The 16,544-nt window shown below is 59.9% G+C and carries 12 protein-coding genes; 5 read left to right on the forward strand and 7 right to left on the reverse strand.

The window, feature by feature from the left end; translation table 11 throughout:
* Positions 1–182 precede the first annotated feature (182 nt).
* Both D0Y96_RS07710 and D0Y96_RS07715 read left to right on the forward strand, forming a co-directional pair.
* Positions 183–1,604: a sialate O-acetylesterase gene (locus D0Y96_RS07710; protein ID WP_117298812.1), complete on the forward strand. Its 1,422-nt coding sequence runs from the start codon at positions 183–185 to the stop codon at positions 1,602–1,604.
* A gap of 231 nt (positions 1,605–1,835) precedes the next feature.
* Positions 1,836–3,470 carry an ankyrin repeat domain-containing protein gene (locus tag D0Y96_RS07715; RefSeq protein ID WP_199480213.1) on the forward strand — a complete coding sequence of 545 codons (1,635 nt, stop codon included), beginning with the start codon at positions 1,836–1,838 and terminating at the stop codon, positions 3,468–3,470.
* A gap of 72 nt (positions 3,471–3,542) precedes the next feature.
* On the opposite strand, the gene D0Y96_RS07720 is transcribed toward D0Y96_RS07715, so the two are convergent.
* The 3 genes from D0Y96_RS07720 to D0Y96_RS07730 form a co-directional block, all read right to left on the reverse strand.
* Complete coding sequence (locus D0Y96_RS07720; RefSeq protein ID WP_117298813.1) at positions 3,543–5,714, reverse strand: elongation factor G; 2,172 nt, start codon at positions 5,712–5,714, stop codon at positions 3,543–3,545.
* A gap of 1,016 nt (positions 5,715–6,730) precedes the next feature.
* Complete coding sequence (locus tag D0Y96_RS07725) at positions 6,731–8,137, reverse strand: acetyl ornithine aminotransferase family protein (RefSeq protein ID WP_117298815.1); 1,407 nt, start codon at positions 8,135–8,137, stop codon at positions 6,731–6,733.
* Positions 8,138–8,293: 156 nt separating this feature from the next.
* The gene (locus D0Y96_RS07730) at positions 8,294–8,437 is read right to left on the reverse strand and encodes a hypothetical protein (RefSeq protein ID WP_158562305.1); all 144 of its coding nucleotides are present in this window, start codon (positions 8,435–8,437) and stop codon (positions 8,294–8,296) included.
* Positions 8,438–8,571: 134 nt separating this feature from the next.
* On the opposite strand from D0Y96_RS07730, the gene D0Y96_RS07735 reads away from it, so the two are divergent.
* Complete coding sequence (locus D0Y96_RS07735; protein ID WP_117298816.1) at positions 8,572–9,573, forward strand: cytochrome D1 domain-containing protein; 1,002 nt, start codon at positions 8,572–8,574, stop codon at positions 9,571–9,573.
* Positions 9,574–9,667: 94 nt separating this feature from the next.
* On the opposite strand, the gene cysS is transcribed toward D0Y96_RS07735, so the two are convergent.
* A complete protein-coding gene (cysS, locus tag D0Y96_RS07740; RefSeq protein WP_117298817.1) occupies positions 9,668–11,146 on the reverse strand; it encodes a cysteine--tRNA ligase in 1,479 nt (492 codons plus the stop codon).
* A 146-nt stretch (positions 11,147–11,292) separates the two neighbouring features.
* The gene (tsaD, locus tag D0Y96_RS07745) at positions 11,293–12,534 is read right to left on the reverse strand and encodes a tRNA (adenosine(37)-N6)-threonylcarbamoyltransferase complex transferase subunit TsaD (protein ID WP_434090774.1); all 1,242 of its coding nucleotides are present in this window, start codon (positions 12,532–12,534) and stop codon (positions 11,293–11,295) included.
* Positions 12,535–12,581: 47 nt separating this feature from the next.
* Between tsaD and D0Y96_RS07750 the strand changes: the two genes are divergently transcribed.
* Together D0Y96_RS07750 and D0Y96_RS07755 are read left to right on the forward strand one after the other, a co-directional pair.
* On the forward strand, positions 12,582–12,929 hold the full coding sequence (locus D0Y96_RS07750) for a hypothetical protein (RefSeq protein WP_117298819.1): 348 nt from the start codon (positions 12,582–12,584) through the stop codon (positions 12,927–12,929).
* Positions 12,926–14,296 carry a CCA tRNA nucleotidyltransferase gene (locus D0Y96_RS07755; protein WP_117298820.1) on the forward strand — a complete coding sequence of 457 codons (1,371 nt, stop codon included), beginning with the start codon at positions 12,926–12,928 and terminating at the stop codon, positions 14,294–14,296. The genes D0Y96_RS07750 and D0Y96_RS07755 overlap by 4 nt, the downstream gene beginning before the upstream one ends.
* Positions 14,297–14,427: 131 nt before the next feature.
* Here D0Y96_RS07755 and D0Y96_RS07760 read toward each other — a convergent pair whose 3' ends face one another.
* Together D0Y96_RS07760 and D0Y96_RS07765 are read right to left on the reverse strand one after the other, a co-directional pair.
* Entirely contained in the window at positions 14,428–15,294 is an 867-nt protein-coding gene (locus D0Y96_RS07760; RefSeq protein ID WP_117298821.1) for a hypothetical protein, read from the reverse strand.
* A gap of 168 nt (positions 15,295–15,462) precedes the next feature.
* Positions 15,463–16,425: a DUF1259 domain-containing protein gene (locus D0Y96_RS07765; RefSeq protein ID WP_117298822.1), complete on the reverse strand. Its 963-nt coding sequence runs from the start codon at positions 16,423–16,425 to the stop codon at positions 15,463–15,465.
* Positions 16,426–16,544 lie beyond the last annotated feature (119 nt).

Genomic DNA, 16,544 nt, shown 5'->3' on the forward strand with positions numbered 1-16,544 from the left:
GACAACAGGAAGCTTTCACAGACGGCTGCTCCTCTCGCATAGAATTGGGCGACTTCAAATTCTTTGCAGGAGCTGCCTCCGTGAAAAGAGTATGCCTTTCCGCTGCGATCGCCATTGCCTTATCTGCCGGTGCATTATATGCGCGTGCCGAAGTGACACTGCCGAGGATTCTGAGCAGTCACATGGTGCTGCAGCGCGATCGGCCGATTCATTTGTGGGGATGGGCTGATCCGGGCGAGCAGGTGACGGCGGCCCTGAACGGCACGAAGCAGACGACGAGGGCCGATGATCTGGGTAAGTGGAGCGTGTGGCTTGCGCCAGAGCAGGCGGGCGGACCTTATCAGGTAACCGTAGCAGGCACAAATACCATCACGCTGGACGATGTGATGATCGGCGATGTGTGGTTCGCTTCCGGGCAGTCCAATATGGAGCTGCCGCTGATTGGATTTCCAGGAAGCGCGGAGCTGCAGAATTCAGCGGAAGAGATTGCGCACGCGAATCAACCGCAACTGCGTCTGTTGCATATTCACGAAAAGGCGTCGGAATATCGTGTGGATGACATCGATACGACGTGGACGGACTGTACTCCGCAGACCGCGGCAACTTTCTCGGCCGCAGCGTATTTCTTTGGGCGTGATATCGCAGAGAAGGAACATGTGACGGTAGGGCTGATCGATTCGACGTGGGGCGGTACGCCGGCCGAGGCCTGGATAAGCCTCGAGGGATTGTCGGCTGACGCCTCCCTGATGCCGGTGTTTGCGACCTGGGCGACAATGACAGACCAGCAGCCGGATATGCCGCGCATTGTTGCGAAGGAGAAGCGGGAGGAAGCGCAGGCGAAGGCGACGGGCACGAGTGCGCCGTGGCACCCGTGGCATCCGAACCCTGCGTCGTGGGCTCCGGCCGCGCTGTACAACGGAATGGTGGCACCGGTGGTGAATTTTCCCATTCGCGGTGTGATCTGGTATCAGGGGGAGACAAACAGCGCGCTGGACCGGGCGGCAATGTATGAGCGGGTGTTTCCGGCACTTATCCGGGACTGGCGCGAACAGTGGCGCCAAGGAGACTTCCCGTTTCTTTATGTGCAGATTTCGAGCTTCAGGTCCACACCGCATGAAGACTGGGCGGTCGTGCGCGAGGCGCAGCGACGGACGCTGGGTGTCGCCAATACTGCGATGGCGGTGACGATCGATATCGGGAATCCGGATAACGTTCACCCAGCCGATAAGCAGGATGTGGGCGCGAGGCTGGCTCTGGCGGCGAGGGCGCTGTCGTATGGCGAAAAGGTGGAGTACTCAGGGCCGGCGTTCCGGAAGGCGACTGTGGACGGCACGGCAATGCGGGTGTGGTTTGATCATGCGGTGAGTGGATTGACCGCGAAGGGCGGTGAACCGACCGGGTTTGAAGTAGCCGGAGCAGATCACAAATTTGTAACAGCCACTGCGCATATTGACGGCGATAGCATAGTGGCGTCGAATGCTGCCGTACCGGAGCCGGAATATGTGCGCTACGGATGGCAGAATGCGCCGGTGGTGAACCTCTTCAACGGAGCAGGACTGCCGGCATCGCCATTTACGTCAGAGAAGCGGATTCCGCAGCCGTGAAGGCCGCGCCCGTTTATGCGAAAGCAGGGACGGTCAACGGATTCTGCGAAGGATGGAATCCCTTCGTTTGACTTACCCTGCATGCCGGATTAAGCTCACCCTCAGCGCGAAGGGCGCTTCCAGTCCGCGGAAAGGGCCGTGCCCACCTTTGATTTTTCGACAATCTGACGAATCTTCTTTCCTGCCTGACCGGTGCGGACTGCCAGGCGTTTCACACGAAAGGAGCTTCGTATGTCTGACAGGGAATTACCCCTCCGTCCCAACCTTGAACAATACAAAAAGCAGGCTCGCGATCTGGTGCGGGAGTGTGCGCAGAACCTTCCCGCAGCGCTGGAGCGCGTGCGAAGGCATCATCCACGTTTTCATTCACAGAAAAACCTCAATGGTTCACAGGTGAGCCGAACCGATGCGCAACTGGTGCTGGCTCGCGAGCATGGATTCGATAGCTGGCCGAAGTTCGCAAAGCATGTCGAGATGCTTGAGCGGATTCGCATGGTGGAAGAGCTGAGCGATCCGGAGTTGGCATTTCTGGAAATGGCGTGTGTGCCGCGGCATGGATGGCATGGATCGGGCACAGTGGAGGATGCGGAAGCGATTCGGACACGATATCCCGCGGTAACGACAGCGAATATCTTTGCGGCTGCCGTCCTGGCGGATGAGGGCTCCGTGCGGGATTTTCTGCAGCGCGACAGTGGGCTGGCGATCGCAAAAGGCGGCCCGCACGGATGGGATGCGCTGACGCACCTCTGCTTTTCGCGGTATCTGCGGCTCGACAAAACACGCTCGGAGGCGTTTGTGAGAACGGCGCGGATGCTGCTGGACGCAGGTGCGAGCTCGAAGACGGGGTGGGTGGAGTGGATCGATCATCCAAATCCAAGGCAGACGTTCGAGAGCGTGCTTTATGGCGTGGCGGGCATTGCCCAGCATGTGGAGCTGACGCGGCTATTGATAGAGCGCGGTGCGGACCCGAATGACGAGGAGACTCCGTATCACGTGGCGGAGACGTATGACAATCGCATTGCAGAGATTCTTGTCGAGAGCGGAAGACTGAATGAGACGAGCCTGACGACGCTGCTGCTGCGCAAGGCGGACTGGCATGATTATGACGGCATGAAGTATCTGCTGGAGCATGGAGCCAATCCAAATGGGTTGTTCGCTGGACGCTTTACTACGCTGCATCAGTCCCTGCGGCGCGATAACGGGATCGCAATGGTGGATCTGCTGCTGGACCATGGCGCCGATCCTTCCATCCCGAACAGAGGGGACGGGCGAAGCGGGGTTTCGATTGCGATACGGTGTGGACGTCGAGACGTATTGCGGTCACTGGAGCGGCGTGGCCTGCTTCCCGCACTGCAGGGTGTGGAGCGGCTGATCGCAGCATGTGCAAAGGGCGACGATGAGGAAGTCCGGCGAATTGCGGCGAGTGAACCGGAAGCGTTGCGGACCCTGCTGACAGAGGGCGCAACGCTGCCAGGAGAGTTCGCCGGAAACGGAAACATAGACGGTGTGCGCGCTTTGCTTGGTCTGGGAGTGCCGGTGACGGCGCTGTATCCGGGCGATCCTTATTTCGAGATTCCGAAGGACAGTACACCGCTGCATGTGGCCGCGTGGCGGCTGCAGCATGCGATGGTCGCGTTTTTACTGGAGCGCGGAGCACCGGTGAATGTGTCCGATGGCAACGGGCGTACGCCACTGCAACTGGCGATACGCGGCAGTGTCGCTTCACACTGGAAGGAGAGGCGCTCGCCGGAGCTGGTGCGTCTGTTGCTGGAGGCGGGAGCCTCGACGCAGGGCATCGAGATTCCCTGCGGCTATGACGACGCCGATGTGATGTTGAAAGAATACGGAGCAAAGGCTGACGTCTAAAGTTGCTGGTGCCCTGTCTCACGCTCAAAGCGAGCACGAGACAGGGACACCGCATCCGTATACAGGTGAGAGCTATTCTTCGTCTTCGTCACCGGTGGGCTTCTTTGCGCTGGCGACGATTTTTTCGGCGATGGGCGGTGGGACGACGTCGTAGTGATCCATCTCCATGTGAAAGCTGCCACGGCCCTGGGTAAGAGCGGTGAGGCTCTGACCGTAGGAGAGCATTTCGGCCATAGGAACTTCAGCACGGATGAGAGTGGATGCGCCGGTACTTTCCATCCCCTGGACGCGGCCGCGACGCTGGTTGAGATCGCCCATGAGGGCTCCGGCGAACTCTTCGGGGCCTTCGATCTCGACGCGCATGATGGGTTCGAGGAGGGTGGGCTTTGCCTGCTCCATGCATTTGCGAAAGGCGATGCGGCCGGCCATCTTGAACGACAATTCATTTGAATCAACATCGTGATAACTGCCGTCATAAACGGTGACCTTGAAGTCGACGACGGGATAGCCGGCGAGGTATCCACGCGCAGCAGATTCCTGAATGCCTTTTTCGACGGCGGGAACGTACTGACGCGGGATAGCTCCGCCGAAGATGTCGTTGACGAATTCGAAGCCGCCACCGCGAGGCAACGGTTCCATCTTGATTTTGCAGTCGCCGTACTGACCGTGGCCACCGGTCTGTTTCTTGTGCCGGCCCTGCGCGTCGGCGCGCCCGCGAATGGTTTCTCGATAGGGGACTTTGGGCGACTTGAGCGTGACCTCCGTGTGGTAGCGGCGGCGCAGCTTGCTGACGAGTGATTCGATGTGCGGCTGACCGGCACCTGCAATGAGGAATTCATTGGTCTGCGGATCGCGGTAGAAGCGGACGAGCAGATCTTCTTCCATAAGCTTGTGCACGGCAGGGGCGAGCTTATCCTCATCGGCACGGGTTTTGGGCTCGATGGCCCAGGTCATGGCTGGTTCGGGAACACAGACAGGCTCGAAGAATATCTCGTGGCCTTTGTCACCGAGTGTGTCGCAGGTAAAGGTTTCGCGGAGCTTGGCGACGGCTCCGAGGTCGCCGGCGTGGAGCTCGCTGACAGGGACGGCGGTGTGGCCCTGCATGATGGAGAGATGAGAGAACTTCTCGGCGCCCTTGCGTGAGTAGTTCTGCACCGTGGCGTCATTACGCAGGCAGCCGGAGAAGACCCGGAAGAAACTGATGCGGCCGGCGAAGGGATCGGTCATGGTCTTGAAGACGAAGAGAGAGAGGGGTTCGGCATCGTCTACCTTGCGGAGAACGATCTCGGGCTGATCTTCCGAATCAACCTCGGCGGGCGTGGCCATGACGGCGGCTCCATTGCCATTGGCGGCGACGGTCTGCAGCACGGCGCGTGCAGCTACGGGTTCACGCTCGATGGGCGCGGGTGCGTAGACCTTGAGGAAGTCGAGCAGATGATCGGTGGCGATACCGGCCAGGCCGCTGGTGTAGAGGACAGGAAAGATGCGGTCCTCACGAATAGCTTCATGCAGAGCACTGATGAGGTGCTGCTCGGGGATGGTGCCTTCGCGGAAGAACTCTTCCATGAGCTCATCTTTACCTTCGGCGACGAGCTCAACGAGGGTCTCGTGCGCCTGCTGCGCGGCGCCGGCGAGGCCGGGTGGAATCTCACCGATTTTTCCATGACCATCGCCGCCGGGCGTGTAATAGAAGGCTTCCATGGTGACGAGATCGACGACACCTTCGAAACCGCGATCACTGTGAATGGGCAACTGGATCGGAATGAGATTGCGGCCGAAGCGATCGTGCAGCGCCTGCAGTGTGGAGTTGGCGGTAGAGGCGGCTCGGGGATGGTCCATCTGATTGAGGACGACGACGCGCGGAAGATTGAATTCGGCAGCGTATTGCCAGACGCGGGTGGTCATGGCTTCGACGCCGTTGACGGCATGAATGACGATGAGGGCGGCTTCAACGGGGAGCATAGCGCTGCGCGCTTCATGCACGAACATGTGGAAGCCGGGAGTGTCGACGAGGTTGACCTTGACGCCGTTCCATTCGGCGAAGGCGACGGCGTTCTGCATGGTGGTGCGACGGGCGACGTCTTCTTCATCGTAGGCGGTAATGGCGCTGCCGTCTTCGACGCGGCCGAGAACAGGAGTCATTTTCGCGGCATGCAGCAGAGCGGAGACGAGCGTGGTCTTGCCGCTGTGCGCATGCCCGGCTACAGCTACGTTGCGGATTTCACTTCCTGGATAGCTTTTCATAAAGAACTCCGAGGGGGATGAAGTCGCTCCTCCATGTGAGGATGAGCGTGAAATGCGTTACGTGGCGAAGGGGAATAAAGGAGGGAAGCAGTATCGCAGAATGCCGGACACAGGGAAGTCGTGAAGGCGTCGCGTGAGGCGTCTCAGGTGAGAAGCGGCGGTGCGGTCCACACCCCATGTGGTGGCCTGTCCGGCGCGAAAATTTCGCGAAAGCGAAAGGTACGGGCCTTCAGGAGAAGGGAGGATAGCACAGGCACCGTGGTTGCGGTAAAGCCGCGTGCTACGTTGTTTTGTGCAAAAGATTCTGGAATATGGCATAGCCATTGCTGCACTGTGTGCAGCGTTTTATCTGCGATACCGGCTTCTGGTGTGGCAGGAAAACCGCAAAAATCGGAAAGCCGATATCCGGACGCTCTTTGAGGGTCGCAGATAACCGCAGTATCAGAAGCTGAAGTATGTGCCGATCATGGACTGAGCGGCCTGAGTGGCCTCGTGTGTATCGTTGGCGATTTTCAAAAAATCGGGCGCGTGGTAAAGATCACCGCGGTACTGGAAGCGCAGGCCGAGATGAGGGATGAGGGTCCGGTCGACACCGCCTCCATAGACAAAGACGGGTTTGGTCTGGCCTGATCAGATGCCGGGGAGTGTCTGTTGTGCGGCCGCAGCCTCTGAGGCGAAAATGTCTGTCAGACGGCGGGCGGTGGAAAAATTGCGATGAGGCAGAATGCATCCCAGAACAGAGTGAGCCGGAATCTGTATTGGATATGGTTTGCCGGGGCGGCTGTATGGTTCTTCGACGCCGCGTTCGGGCTTCACCGCGGCTCACTGACGATCGGGCTGCTGGATGCCGCGGTTTCTGCGGTATTTCTGGCGGCAGGTATGTTTTTTCGCAGACAGGCGCGCAGGCAAAAGACAGAAGACAGAGATTAGAACGGACATTGAGAACAGCGGCAGAAAGCCGCCCCCCCATGTTCGCTGATGCGTACACGGGGGGCGGTGAGGTAGGAATTTTCCGGTTAAACGGAGGCAGAGGCCAGTGAGGAAGCACTGGCGTGCTCCTGCTCCGTCTGCTCGATCGAGGCTTCGAGAATATCAAGCGCGATCGTCATCTCATGCTCATTGAGGATGAGAGGCGGAGCGAGGCGAATGCTGGTTTCGCCACAGCCGAGGATGAGCAGGCCGCGTTCAAAGGCGAGATCGACGATGCGGTCGCGGAGTGCGGGAGCTACTTCACGAGATTTCTGATCCTTCACGATCTCGATGCCGATCATGAGGCCGCGTCCCCGGACTTCGCCGACGATGGAGTGTTCTGCCGGCCAGTCACGCAGGCGAGAGAGCGCCTGTTCTCCACGGTGTTTCGCATTCGCCATGCCTTCGCGCTCGAGGACATCGAGCGTGGCGTGGGCCGCTGCGATGCAGAGCGGGTTTCCTCCGAAGGTGGAGGCGTGGGAGCCGGGTTTCCAGTCCATGATCTCGGCGCGGGTCATGCAGATGCCGAGAGGCATGCCGGAGGCAATGCCTTTGGCGATGCAGACGATGTCGGGCTCCACGCCGGCGTGCTCGACGGCCCACCATTTACCGGTGCGTCCGGCTCCGGACTGCACCTCATCGACAACCAGCAGAATGCCGTATTTATCGCAGATGCGGCGCAGCTCCTGCATAAAGATGGTCGGCGCGACGACGTACCCGCCTTCGCCCTGAATGGGCTCGACGAAGATAGCAGCGACTTCCTCAGGAGGAAGCGTCGTTTTGAAGAGCTTTTCTTCAATGTACCGAGCGCAGCCCAGAGCGAAGGCCTCCTCTTCCTGCGGGCCGCCCGAGCAGCCGCGATAGGCATAGGGATAGCGGACGTGCGTGACGCCCGGAACGAGTGGGGCGAAGCGACGGCGCTGCTGAGGCTTCGACGCGGTCAGCGAGAGCGCGCCCATGGTGCGGCCGTGGAAGGCGCCGAAGAAGGCAATGATGTTCTGACGGCCAGTATGGTAACGAGCAATTTTAAGAGCGCACTCGATGGCCTCGGCTCCGGAGTTGCCGTAATAAAAGCGATGGGGGCCAGGCATAGGCGCGATGGAGGAGAGGCGATCGGCGAGGCTGACGAGGGCCTCATAGTAGAAATCGGTGCCGGAGATATGGATGAGCTCGGCGGCCTGGTTCTGAATGGCTTTCACGACCTCAGGGTGGCAGTGCCCGGTGGAGTTGACGGCGATGCCGGCGGCAAAGTCGAGGAACTCATTGCCATCGACGTCTTCGACACGGATGCCGCGGCCGCGCTTTGCCACCATGGGATACGAACGGGTATAGCTCGGCGAGATGAGGCGGTCATCGTCTTCCACGATGCGACGGGCATTGGGGCCTGGAAGAGTGGTGACCAGCTTCGGTCCGTACTGGGCAAGGATTTCGGTACTGACGGTCTTGCTCTGCATAGCTTCCTCACTAGGGCATTGGTTTGGGCCAGGGGATTCGACCGGGTTACGGTCAGGGTGCAGATGAGGTCATCTTCGGGTGCGCTGGCGGCGATGGCGGCAAAGCTGGAGCGATTGGGCCAGATCTGCATTTCGACACGGCGCAGGCAGCGGTGACTACGCGCTGCCGAAGAGGCTAGGTCGCGTCCGGGAAGGCAGAACGCGGAAATAACGCCGGGGAGCGATGGCGCGCACAAAGGTGCGGCTCCAGCTTTTGCGGCTGAAGACGACCGGGTACGGAATGGCGGCTGTGTGATGCACGCTGCTCCTGCTCTCGCCTTGAGGATAGCATGCGGCGGGAAGGATTTGGAAGGCGGGAGCCTGAGATTGGAGGCGAGGATCGGCGAAAGAGCCTGAAGCGATGTCTGTATGGGATGCGGTACACTTTTCGGGCTATGAAGAAAACCGTTTTTTCTCACGTTCTTTTATGTGGTGTCGGAGTGGCGCTGGCTGCGCTGAGTGCCGGGGCGCAGTCACTGCTGGTGATCAATCAGGGCGACAAGGATATGAGCATTGTCGATCCTGCAACGGGCAAACAGGTTGCGACGGTGGATGAGGGAGTGACGGACGTGCATGTGCACGAGGTCGCCGCTTCCTCGGACGGTAAAACAGCGTGGATGCCGATTTACGGCAGCACCGGTGTTGGGCATGCTGGGATCGACGGACACGAGATGATCGTCGTTGATCTGGCGTCGCGGAAGATCATTGGCCATGTGGACTGGGGCCATGGTGTGCGGCCGCACGATCCGGTATTCGACCGGAAGCGGGATCTGCTCTATGTGACGACGGAGCTGGACAAGGCCGTGACCGTGATTAATCCAAAGACAATGAAGATTGTGGGGCAGGTTCCGACCGGGCAGCCGGAGTCCCATATGCTGGCGTTGTCGCATGACGGACGGCTTGGCTATACGGCGAATGTGGGACCTGGAACAGTCTCGGTGCTGGATATGGTGCACCGGAAGCTGATTACGGTGATTCCGATCTCTGCGAACACACAGCGGATCTCGATTTCGCCGAATGACAAGTGGGTGTTCACTTCCGACCAGACGAAGCCGCAGCTTGCGGTGATCGATACGGTGACGAACAAAGTGACGAAGTGGGTTCCGCTGCCAGGAAAAGGCTACGGGACGGCGTCGACGCTCGATGGACGGTGGCTGCTGGTTGCCGTACCGCATACGAACCAGGTTGCGGTTGTGGATCTGAACACGATGCAGGTGGTGCGGAGCATCGATGTGCCTAAGGCGCCGCAGGAGATTCTGGTGCGGCCGGATGACAAGGTAGCGTATGTCTCCTGCTCCGGAGCCGGCCAGGTGGCGGCGATCGATCTGACGGACTGGAAGGTGACGCAGACGATCGATGCGGGCCGCGGCTCGGATGGTCTTGCCTGGGCGAAGTGAGGTCAGGCAACACGTATCGTCTCTTTTAATCTGTGAGCCCCATGTCCGGCCGACGGGCATGGGGTTTTTCTATGTGCGCGTGAATGTTGCGGCGTTACTTTCTCTTCCAGCGTACGCCGTCTTTGGAGTCTTCGATCAGGATGCCTTTGGAGGCGAGGTCATTGCGGATCTGATCGGCGCGAGCGAAGTTGCGGGTGCGCTTGGCCTGAGTACGCTCGTCGACAAGTGCCTGAATCTGCTCATCGGTAAGAGCGAGCTGGGCACGGATCTCCGGTGAAGCCTGATCGAGGCGGCCTTCTTTTTCGGCCCAGTCGAGGGCGAAGCGGGTCCATTCGGGGTCATGGTCATCGAGGACCGCAAAGACGGCGTCGAAATCAGCCAGAACGGCGAGAATCTCCGGAACATTTTCGGCCCCGAGGGTTCCGGCGGCAGCGGCGGCGTTGCCTGCGCGCACCAGTTCAAAGATCGCGGCGCGGGCTTCGGCGGTGTTGAGATCATTGGCGAGAGCTGCGTGGAAGCCTTCTTTGGCGCGGGCGGCCTCGGCGGCGAGGCTGGCGTTGAGACCGGGAACGGTTGCCGCAGCGCGGATGCGCTCACGGAAGCTGCGCAGGCGCTCGACGGCTCCGGTTTCGGCGTTCAGGCCTTCGAAGGTGAAGTTGAGCTGCTGGCGGTATGGCACCGAGATAAGCAGGAGGCGGATGGCCGAGGCTTTGTAGCCCTTGAGGAGCAGGTCGCGGAGGGTGTAGAAGTTGCCCTCGGATTTCGACATCTTGCGGCCTTCGACCAGCAGGAAACGAATGTGGAACCAGTGGCGGGAGAAGGTGCAGTGCGAGGCTGACTCCGACTGAGCGATCTCGTTCTCGTGGTGCGGGAACATGAGGTCTTCGCCGCCGGCATGGAGGTCGAAGGCGTCGCCCAGATAGTTCATGGCCATGGCCGAGCACTCAATGTGCCAGCCGGGGCGGCCGGGACCGAGCTCGGTCTCCCAGTGATACTCGCCGGGTTTGGGAGCTTTCCAGAGGGCGAAGTCGCGGGCAGAGTCCTTGTCATACTCGTCGACATCCACGCGGGCGCCGTCGGTGATGCCGGTGAAATCCTTCTTCGAGAGCTTGCCGTACTGCGGGAACTTTGCGATGCGGAAGTACCAGGAGCCGTCATCGGTTCTGTAGGCGATGTCTTCAGAGGCAAGGCGCTGGATCAGCTTCACCATCGAAGGGATGTGCTCGGTGGCGCGGGCGACAATCTCGGGGTGCTCGACGGAAAGAGCGTCGAGGTCTTCAAAAAAGGCCTTTTCGTATTTCTTCGTATATTCGCCGATGGGCAGACCAGCGGCCGCAGCGTTGCGAATGATCTTGTCATCCACGTCGGTGACGTTCATGACGTGGCGCGTTTCAAGACCATTGAGACGAAGGAAGCGGCGCAGCACATCGACCTGAAGGAAGGTGCGGAAGTTGCCGATGTGGCCGTAGTCGTAAACCGTCGGCCCGCAGGCATACATGCGAAAGGCTTTACCGTCGGACGGGCTGAGTTCTTCGACTTGTCCGGAGAGGGTATTGAAGAGTCGGATGGTCATTCGTACGGCGGGTTCGTTTCCTGAGCGGTCTCGTGGTGATTCTATCAGCCGGGTGGTGATAGTCTCCGGTTCTCAGTCGTTAGTCCCAGTGAAAAGAATCGCGAACTCGGCGGAAGCTCTTCGGGAACAGGAGACAGGCAATTGCCTCAGCCGCGACCAAGCGCCAGGGAAGGGACGGCGGTGAGGGTTTCGGGGGCGAAGTCACGGGCGACGAGTTTTGGCCAGGCGGCGGCAGCGATCATGGCGGCATTGTCCGTGGAGAGGGTCAGTGACGGGAAGGCAATGGGGAGACCGCGCTCGGCGGCCTCGGCGGTGAAGCGGACGCGCAGCTCTCGATTGGCGGCGACTCCACCGGAGACGAGAACGGTGGCGGCTCCAAAGGCTTCGGCGGCGCGGAAGGTTTTGCGGCGCAGGTCGTCGACAACGGCTCGCTGGAAGGACGCGACCAGGTCGAGGGTGGACTGATCGCAGAGGGGAAGTGCGTCCGAAGGCTTTGGGTCGGAGATGACAGCGAGGGCGGCACGGCGAGCTTCGATACCGGCAGCCATCTCGTGGACCTGAGTATGGCGCAGGACAGCTGTCTTGATACCACTGAAGGAGAAATAGGTCATCCGCGAGGGGTCGAGGGCGTTGGGATCGTTTTTGCGATGAACCTTGGCCTTGATCTGGGCGAAGGAGAACGGGACGGCGTGTGGATTGCCGTGAGGGGCCAGAGCGTCGATCCAGGGACCTCCGGGGTAGCCGAGGCCGAGGAGTTTGGCAACCTTGTCGAAGGCTTCTCCGGCTGCGTCATCGACGGTGCGGCCTACGTTTTTGCTGGCCGCAGGGGTGGACGGGCCTCCGGCTCCTTCAAACTGGCGGTAAAGATAAAGATGGGTGTGGCCGCCGGAGACGACCAGGCATAACGCAGGTCCCTCCGCTTCCCACCCCGCGGACGAAGACCTGTCAGCCGGGGATGACAATTCGTTATCCTTGCGCTTTTCCTGCTCCTCCAGCATTTTTTGTTCGAGCAGGACGGCGTGAATGTGTCCTTCCAGGTGATTTACGGCAATCAGAGGCTTGTTCAGGGCAAAGGCGAGCGATTTGGCAAAGGTAATGCCGACGAGCAGAGCGCCGGCGAGGCCGGGGCCTTCGGTCACGGCGATGGCGTCAAGGTCGTTGTATGTGGCTCCGGCCTCGCGAAGCGCGGCGCGAACCACGGGCAGGATATTGCGCAGGTGCTCTCGTGAAGCAAGCTCCGGAACGACTCCCCCGTAAGGAGAATGGATGGCGATCTGGGAGGCAACGACATTCGAGAGGGTTTCGGAGCCGCAGAGGACGACGGCGGCAGCGGTCTCGTCACAGGAGCTCTCGATGCCGAGGATGAGACCGCCTGTGTTAGTTTCCAAAGGCATATCTCTATCGTAAAGCTAGAGAATGCAAACGGTGGTGACAGATGGAACGCGATCAGCCGGAGAACATCTCAGAAGAGAAAGACTATTTGCAGGCATATATTGGGGAGCTGGAGACAAAACAGAGCAACATCCTTTGGGAGGATGCACATAGAAACAACCGTGGCGTCGATAAGCTTCTATGGAAGGGGGATGAAAATGCTCCGCTGGTTCAGCGAATCGGGATCGCTGTTTTCGGCTTTATGTTTCTGCTGTGCGGACTGGGGCTGGCTACGATTGGCTATGATCAGCATGCGCCATTTATATATTTGATTGCTGCTTTCTCAGGATTTATTGCTGTGAGGCTATTCTTCAATGCTGTACGTGGATTGCGCAAGAGTAAAGACAGATGAACGGTAAGGCGCAAATCGCGGCAGAACAGATCGTCGAGCGGCTGCGAGCGGAAGGGTATGAAGCCTTCTTCGCCGGGGGATGCGTGCGCGATCTGCTGCTCGGCCTCGCGCCGAAAGATTTCGACGTCGCGACCGATGCTCTGCCCGATGTGGTGCTGCAGATGTTTCCCCGCACCTTCTCCGTCGGAGCGCACTTCGGTGTGGTGCTGGTCGCCGCCGACGGCTCGGAGGGACAGGAGCGCGTCACCGAGGTCGCGACCTTCCGCAATGACGGTGTGTATCTCGACGGCCGTCACCCCGCCGAGGTGCGCTTTTCGCAAAGCCCTGAGGAAGATGTGCAGCGCCGCGACTTCACCATCAACGGCATGCTGCTCGATCCGCTGCGGTGGAAGGAGACAGGCGATCTGCGGGCAGCGGTGCTGGATTTTGTCGGTGGACAGGCCGATCTGAAGGCTCGTCTGGTGCGAGCTATTGGCGATCCCGGCAGACGCTTTGAAGAAGACAAGCTGCGGATGCTGCGAGCGGTTCGCTTCGCTGCGCGACTGGGCTATGAAATTGAGCCGGAGACCGAAGCGGCCATGCGCGAGCTGGCCTCCGGAATCGCTCAGGTTAGTGCCGAGCGCGTCCGCGACGAGCTCACCCGCATGCTCACCGAGGGCCACGCCCGCCGCGCCTTCGAGCTGCTCGACCGCACCGGTCTCCTGAAACAAATCCTGCCCGAAATCGACCGCCTGCACGGCGTCGCTCAGCCGCCGGAGTACCACCCCGAGGGCGACGTCTGGATTCACACCCTCATGCTGCTCGAAAAGCTGGAGCCAGGCTGCCCCGCAACCCTCGCCTGGGGCGCCCTGCTGCACGATATCGGCAAGCCTGCGACTTTCTCGCACGCGCCGCCCGACCGCATCCGCTTCAACGGCCATGTCGAGGTCGGTATGCGCATCGCCGAAGACATCTGCCGCCGCCTGCGCTTTTCGAGCGACGATCAGGCGCAGATTGTCAGCCTGGTTGAAAACCACATGCGCTTCGGCGACATCGAGAAGATGAAGGAATCGACGCTCAAGCGCTTCTTCCGGCTGCCGCGCTTCCCCGAGCACCTCGCGCTGCACCGCATGGACGCGCTGTCGAGCATCAATGACCTGCGCCTCTACGACTACGCAAAGCAGCGGTACGAATCGATGCCGCAGGACCAGGTACGCCCCGCGCTGCTGGTGACGGGGCGTGACCTTATCGACGCCGGATACAAGCCCGGACCGGCCTTCAAAGCCATGCTGCAGGCAGCCGAAGACGCGCAGCTCGAAGGACGCATCACCACCCGCGAAGAAGGAATTGAGCTGGTGAAGCGGATAGCTGATAAAGTCGGCAGCTAAAAGCCGGTCAGCTAAAGTCCGGATAGCTAAGAAGCGGACAGCCAGGAGTCGTTAAGAACCGTGTAACTGCCTCGTTTTTCGCTACCCGTCTCTCTGCTACCCGGTTTATAGCTACCCGCTCTTCTGCCGGCTTACTGTCGCTGCAGCTGTGGGTAACCGCCCTGCGGCGCCTGATATTGCGGTGAGGCTCCCTGCGGCTGGCTTTGCTGGTTCTGCTGATCCGGTGGCGGTGTGGAGCTGTGCGGTGGCTGATACTTCGGGCGGTTGTGCAGGTCAAAACCGTCACGAATGATCCAGAAGTTCTGTTCGGGCAGGTCAGCTTCAAGAAGATCTCCGCTGTCGGTGTAATAGAGCTCAACAGTGATGCCGTTCTGCGCGTTTACGATGACGCTGGTGTGGTGAACTGTGGCAGTGCGGCCGTTCCATGAGCCTTCGGCATCGGGCTGCGGCTCGTAATCGGCGGGCACCAGGACGCCCTCACCCTTGGGGATGACGATCCAGGCAGTGGGCGGATGCTGCAGGGCGAAGTGAGCCATTTCGACGTATGCAGCGGGATCGAGATCGGCAAGCAGCACGGTGCGTTGGTGACGGTCAAAGGTGGTCTGCGTGTTTTTGCCGCTGGCGGCAATATTGACCTGGAACGAGCGGCCGGTGGAATCAGAGGCCATGGTAAAGGTTACGCTGCTGCCTTTGACATCGCCGCTAAGCTGATCGTGAACGACGTTCAATGACGGGTCGAGCTTGTTGGCGTTATTGAAGGTGTAGTGGTACTTCTGCGTCTCACCCCTGGAACTGATGAGATAGCCTCCGGGATCGGCGGCAATGGTGTAATCGGCTGATCCTACAGTCTTTTTATCCTGCACGATGGTGAAATGCGCAGAACCGGCGGACAGTGGAGCAGCCTGAGGAGCGAGCTGCTGCGCAGCGGCAGCCGGCGGGAGCGCAATGGGGCAGGCCACAGCGGCAGAAGCAAGGAGCGAGAAAAAGAGAGAACGCATCTTCGCAAAATTCCTTCCATACAGTTAGAACGCAATTTTGAGAGGAAAGGTGCGGTGAGGCGCAGATTCGATTCACAGAATTGAAGTTAGCAATCTGAAATCAGGACAAAAGGAAAGGAAAAGGCCCGTTCACACGGATGCGGAGCGGGCCTTGATCATTTGGATAGATTAAAAGTCGAAGCGGTGGTCCCGATTAGCGGAGCGGATGGTGTCGATGGCGTCCACAAGAGCGGTGCCAAGCGTGAATCCGTCACCGGTGGCAGTGGCGTGAACGAAGTAGAGGTGCGGCGTGTCGTTCACGAAGTGATTGCTTGCCGAGGAGATGGTGAATCCACCGGCGCGCAGGATGTCTTCGACGGCCTGGATTTCACCGGAGCGAAGGGCAAGCTCGACATTCAGTGTAGCGGTCGTGCCTCCGGAGAAGGAGAACTGAATATAGAAGCTGTGACCGACGCCGAGCCCGCTTTCTCCTCGTACCCCATCCACAAAGAGACGTTGCTCGTTCGGCCGGGGAAGATAGAAGACGAAGATGCCGTTGAACTGTTCGACGGTGCCTTCGTTAAAGAGCTTCTGGAAGGGAGCGGGAAGCTGGCTGGGATCGATGATGCTGTTCGTCCCGATGGCATAATGATTGCCGATCTGGGGGCTATGGATAACCTTAAGCGCAGTGGCCAGAGATGTTGCGAGATCGGCTCCCGATCCGAGTGCCTCAAAGTGGACCCAGATAAGCTTCGGTGTTTCGCCGATGGAGTGGTTGATGACGGCAGTGATATGAATCCGCGAGTCTTTCCGGAGCGCGGTCTGCAGCGCACCCAGTTCGGTTTCCTGCGCGGGAAGTGCTCCATCGACGAAAAAGTCGTGCCCGAAGATGGGTTTGAAGGCCACGAAGCCATTGGCGACAGCGGCGATTTCGCCGATGGCCAGAGTCTGGCCATTGGCGGTGACGGGAAGATCCTGACGGGAGAGCTCGAAACGCAGCACATTACCGGGAAGCTCAACGCCATTGGCCTGAAGGGCTGTCTGGATAGGCGTCCAGTCGGGAGCAGCAAAGGATTTCGCGCAAAGGGTGGTGGTGAGGGCGACGGCCAGAGCGAAGGCTCGGACCACAGGACGGCGCTTCACGAGGAACATATCGTGGACCTCCGGGGGGACCTGTTGAACCGCTGGGCCCACGATGGCAGAGCGGGCGCGGGTCAGATCCTGGAGGCAGATGAAATGTTGGTGAAACTCCTCACAGCCTGGCCCGGCCC

It is taken from the genome of Paracidobacterium acidisoli (assembly GCF_003428625.2).
GTDB lineage: Bacteria > Acidobacteriota > Terriglobia > Terriglobales > Acidobacteriaceae > Paracidobacterium > Paracidobacterium acidisoli.

Excerpts from the sequence above, each read along its gene's own strand:
- D0Y96_RS07710 (WP_117298812.1), top strand. The coding sequence starts at position 183 with ATGGTGCTGCAGCGCGATCGGCCGATTCATTTGTGGGGATGGGCTGAT.
- D0Y96_RS07715 (WP_199480213.1), top strand. The coding sequence starts at position 1,836 with ATGTCTGACAGGGAATTACCCCTCCGTCCCAACCTTGAACAATACAAA.
- D0Y96_RS07720 (WP_117298813.1), bottom strand. The coding sequence starts at position 5,714 with ATGAAAAGCTATCCAGGAAGTGAAATCCGCAACGTAGCTGTAGCCGGG.
- D0Y96_RS07725 (WP_117298815.1), bottom strand. The coding sequence starts at position 8,137 with ATGCAGAGCAAGACCGTCAGTACCGAAATCCTTGCCCAGTACGGACCG.
- D0Y96_RS07735 (WP_117298816.1), top strand. The coding sequence starts at position 8,572 with ATGAAGAAAACCGTTTTTTCTCACGTTCTTTTATGTGGTGTCGGAGTG.
- cysS (WP_117298817.1), bottom strand. The coding sequence starts at position 11,146 with ATGACCATCCGACTCTTCAATACCCTCTCCGGACAAGTCGAAGAACTC.
- D0Y96_RS07750 (WP_117298819.1), top strand. The coding sequence starts at position 12,582 with ATGGAACGCGATCAGCCGGAGAACATCTCAGAAGAGAAAGACTATTTG.
- D0Y96_RS07755 (WP_117298820.1), top strand. The coding sequence starts at position 12,926 with ATGAACGGTAAGGCGCAAATCGCGGCAGAACAGATCGTCGAGCGGCTG.
- D0Y96_RS07760 (WP_117298821.1), bottom strand. The coding sequence starts at position 15,294 with ATGCGTTCTCTCTTTTTCTCGCTCCTTGCTTCTGCCGCTGTGGCCTGC.
- D0Y96_RS07765 (WP_117298822.1), bottom strand. The coding sequence starts at position 16,425 with ATGTTCCTCGTGAAGCGCCGTCCTGTGGTCCGAGCCTTCGCTCTGGCC.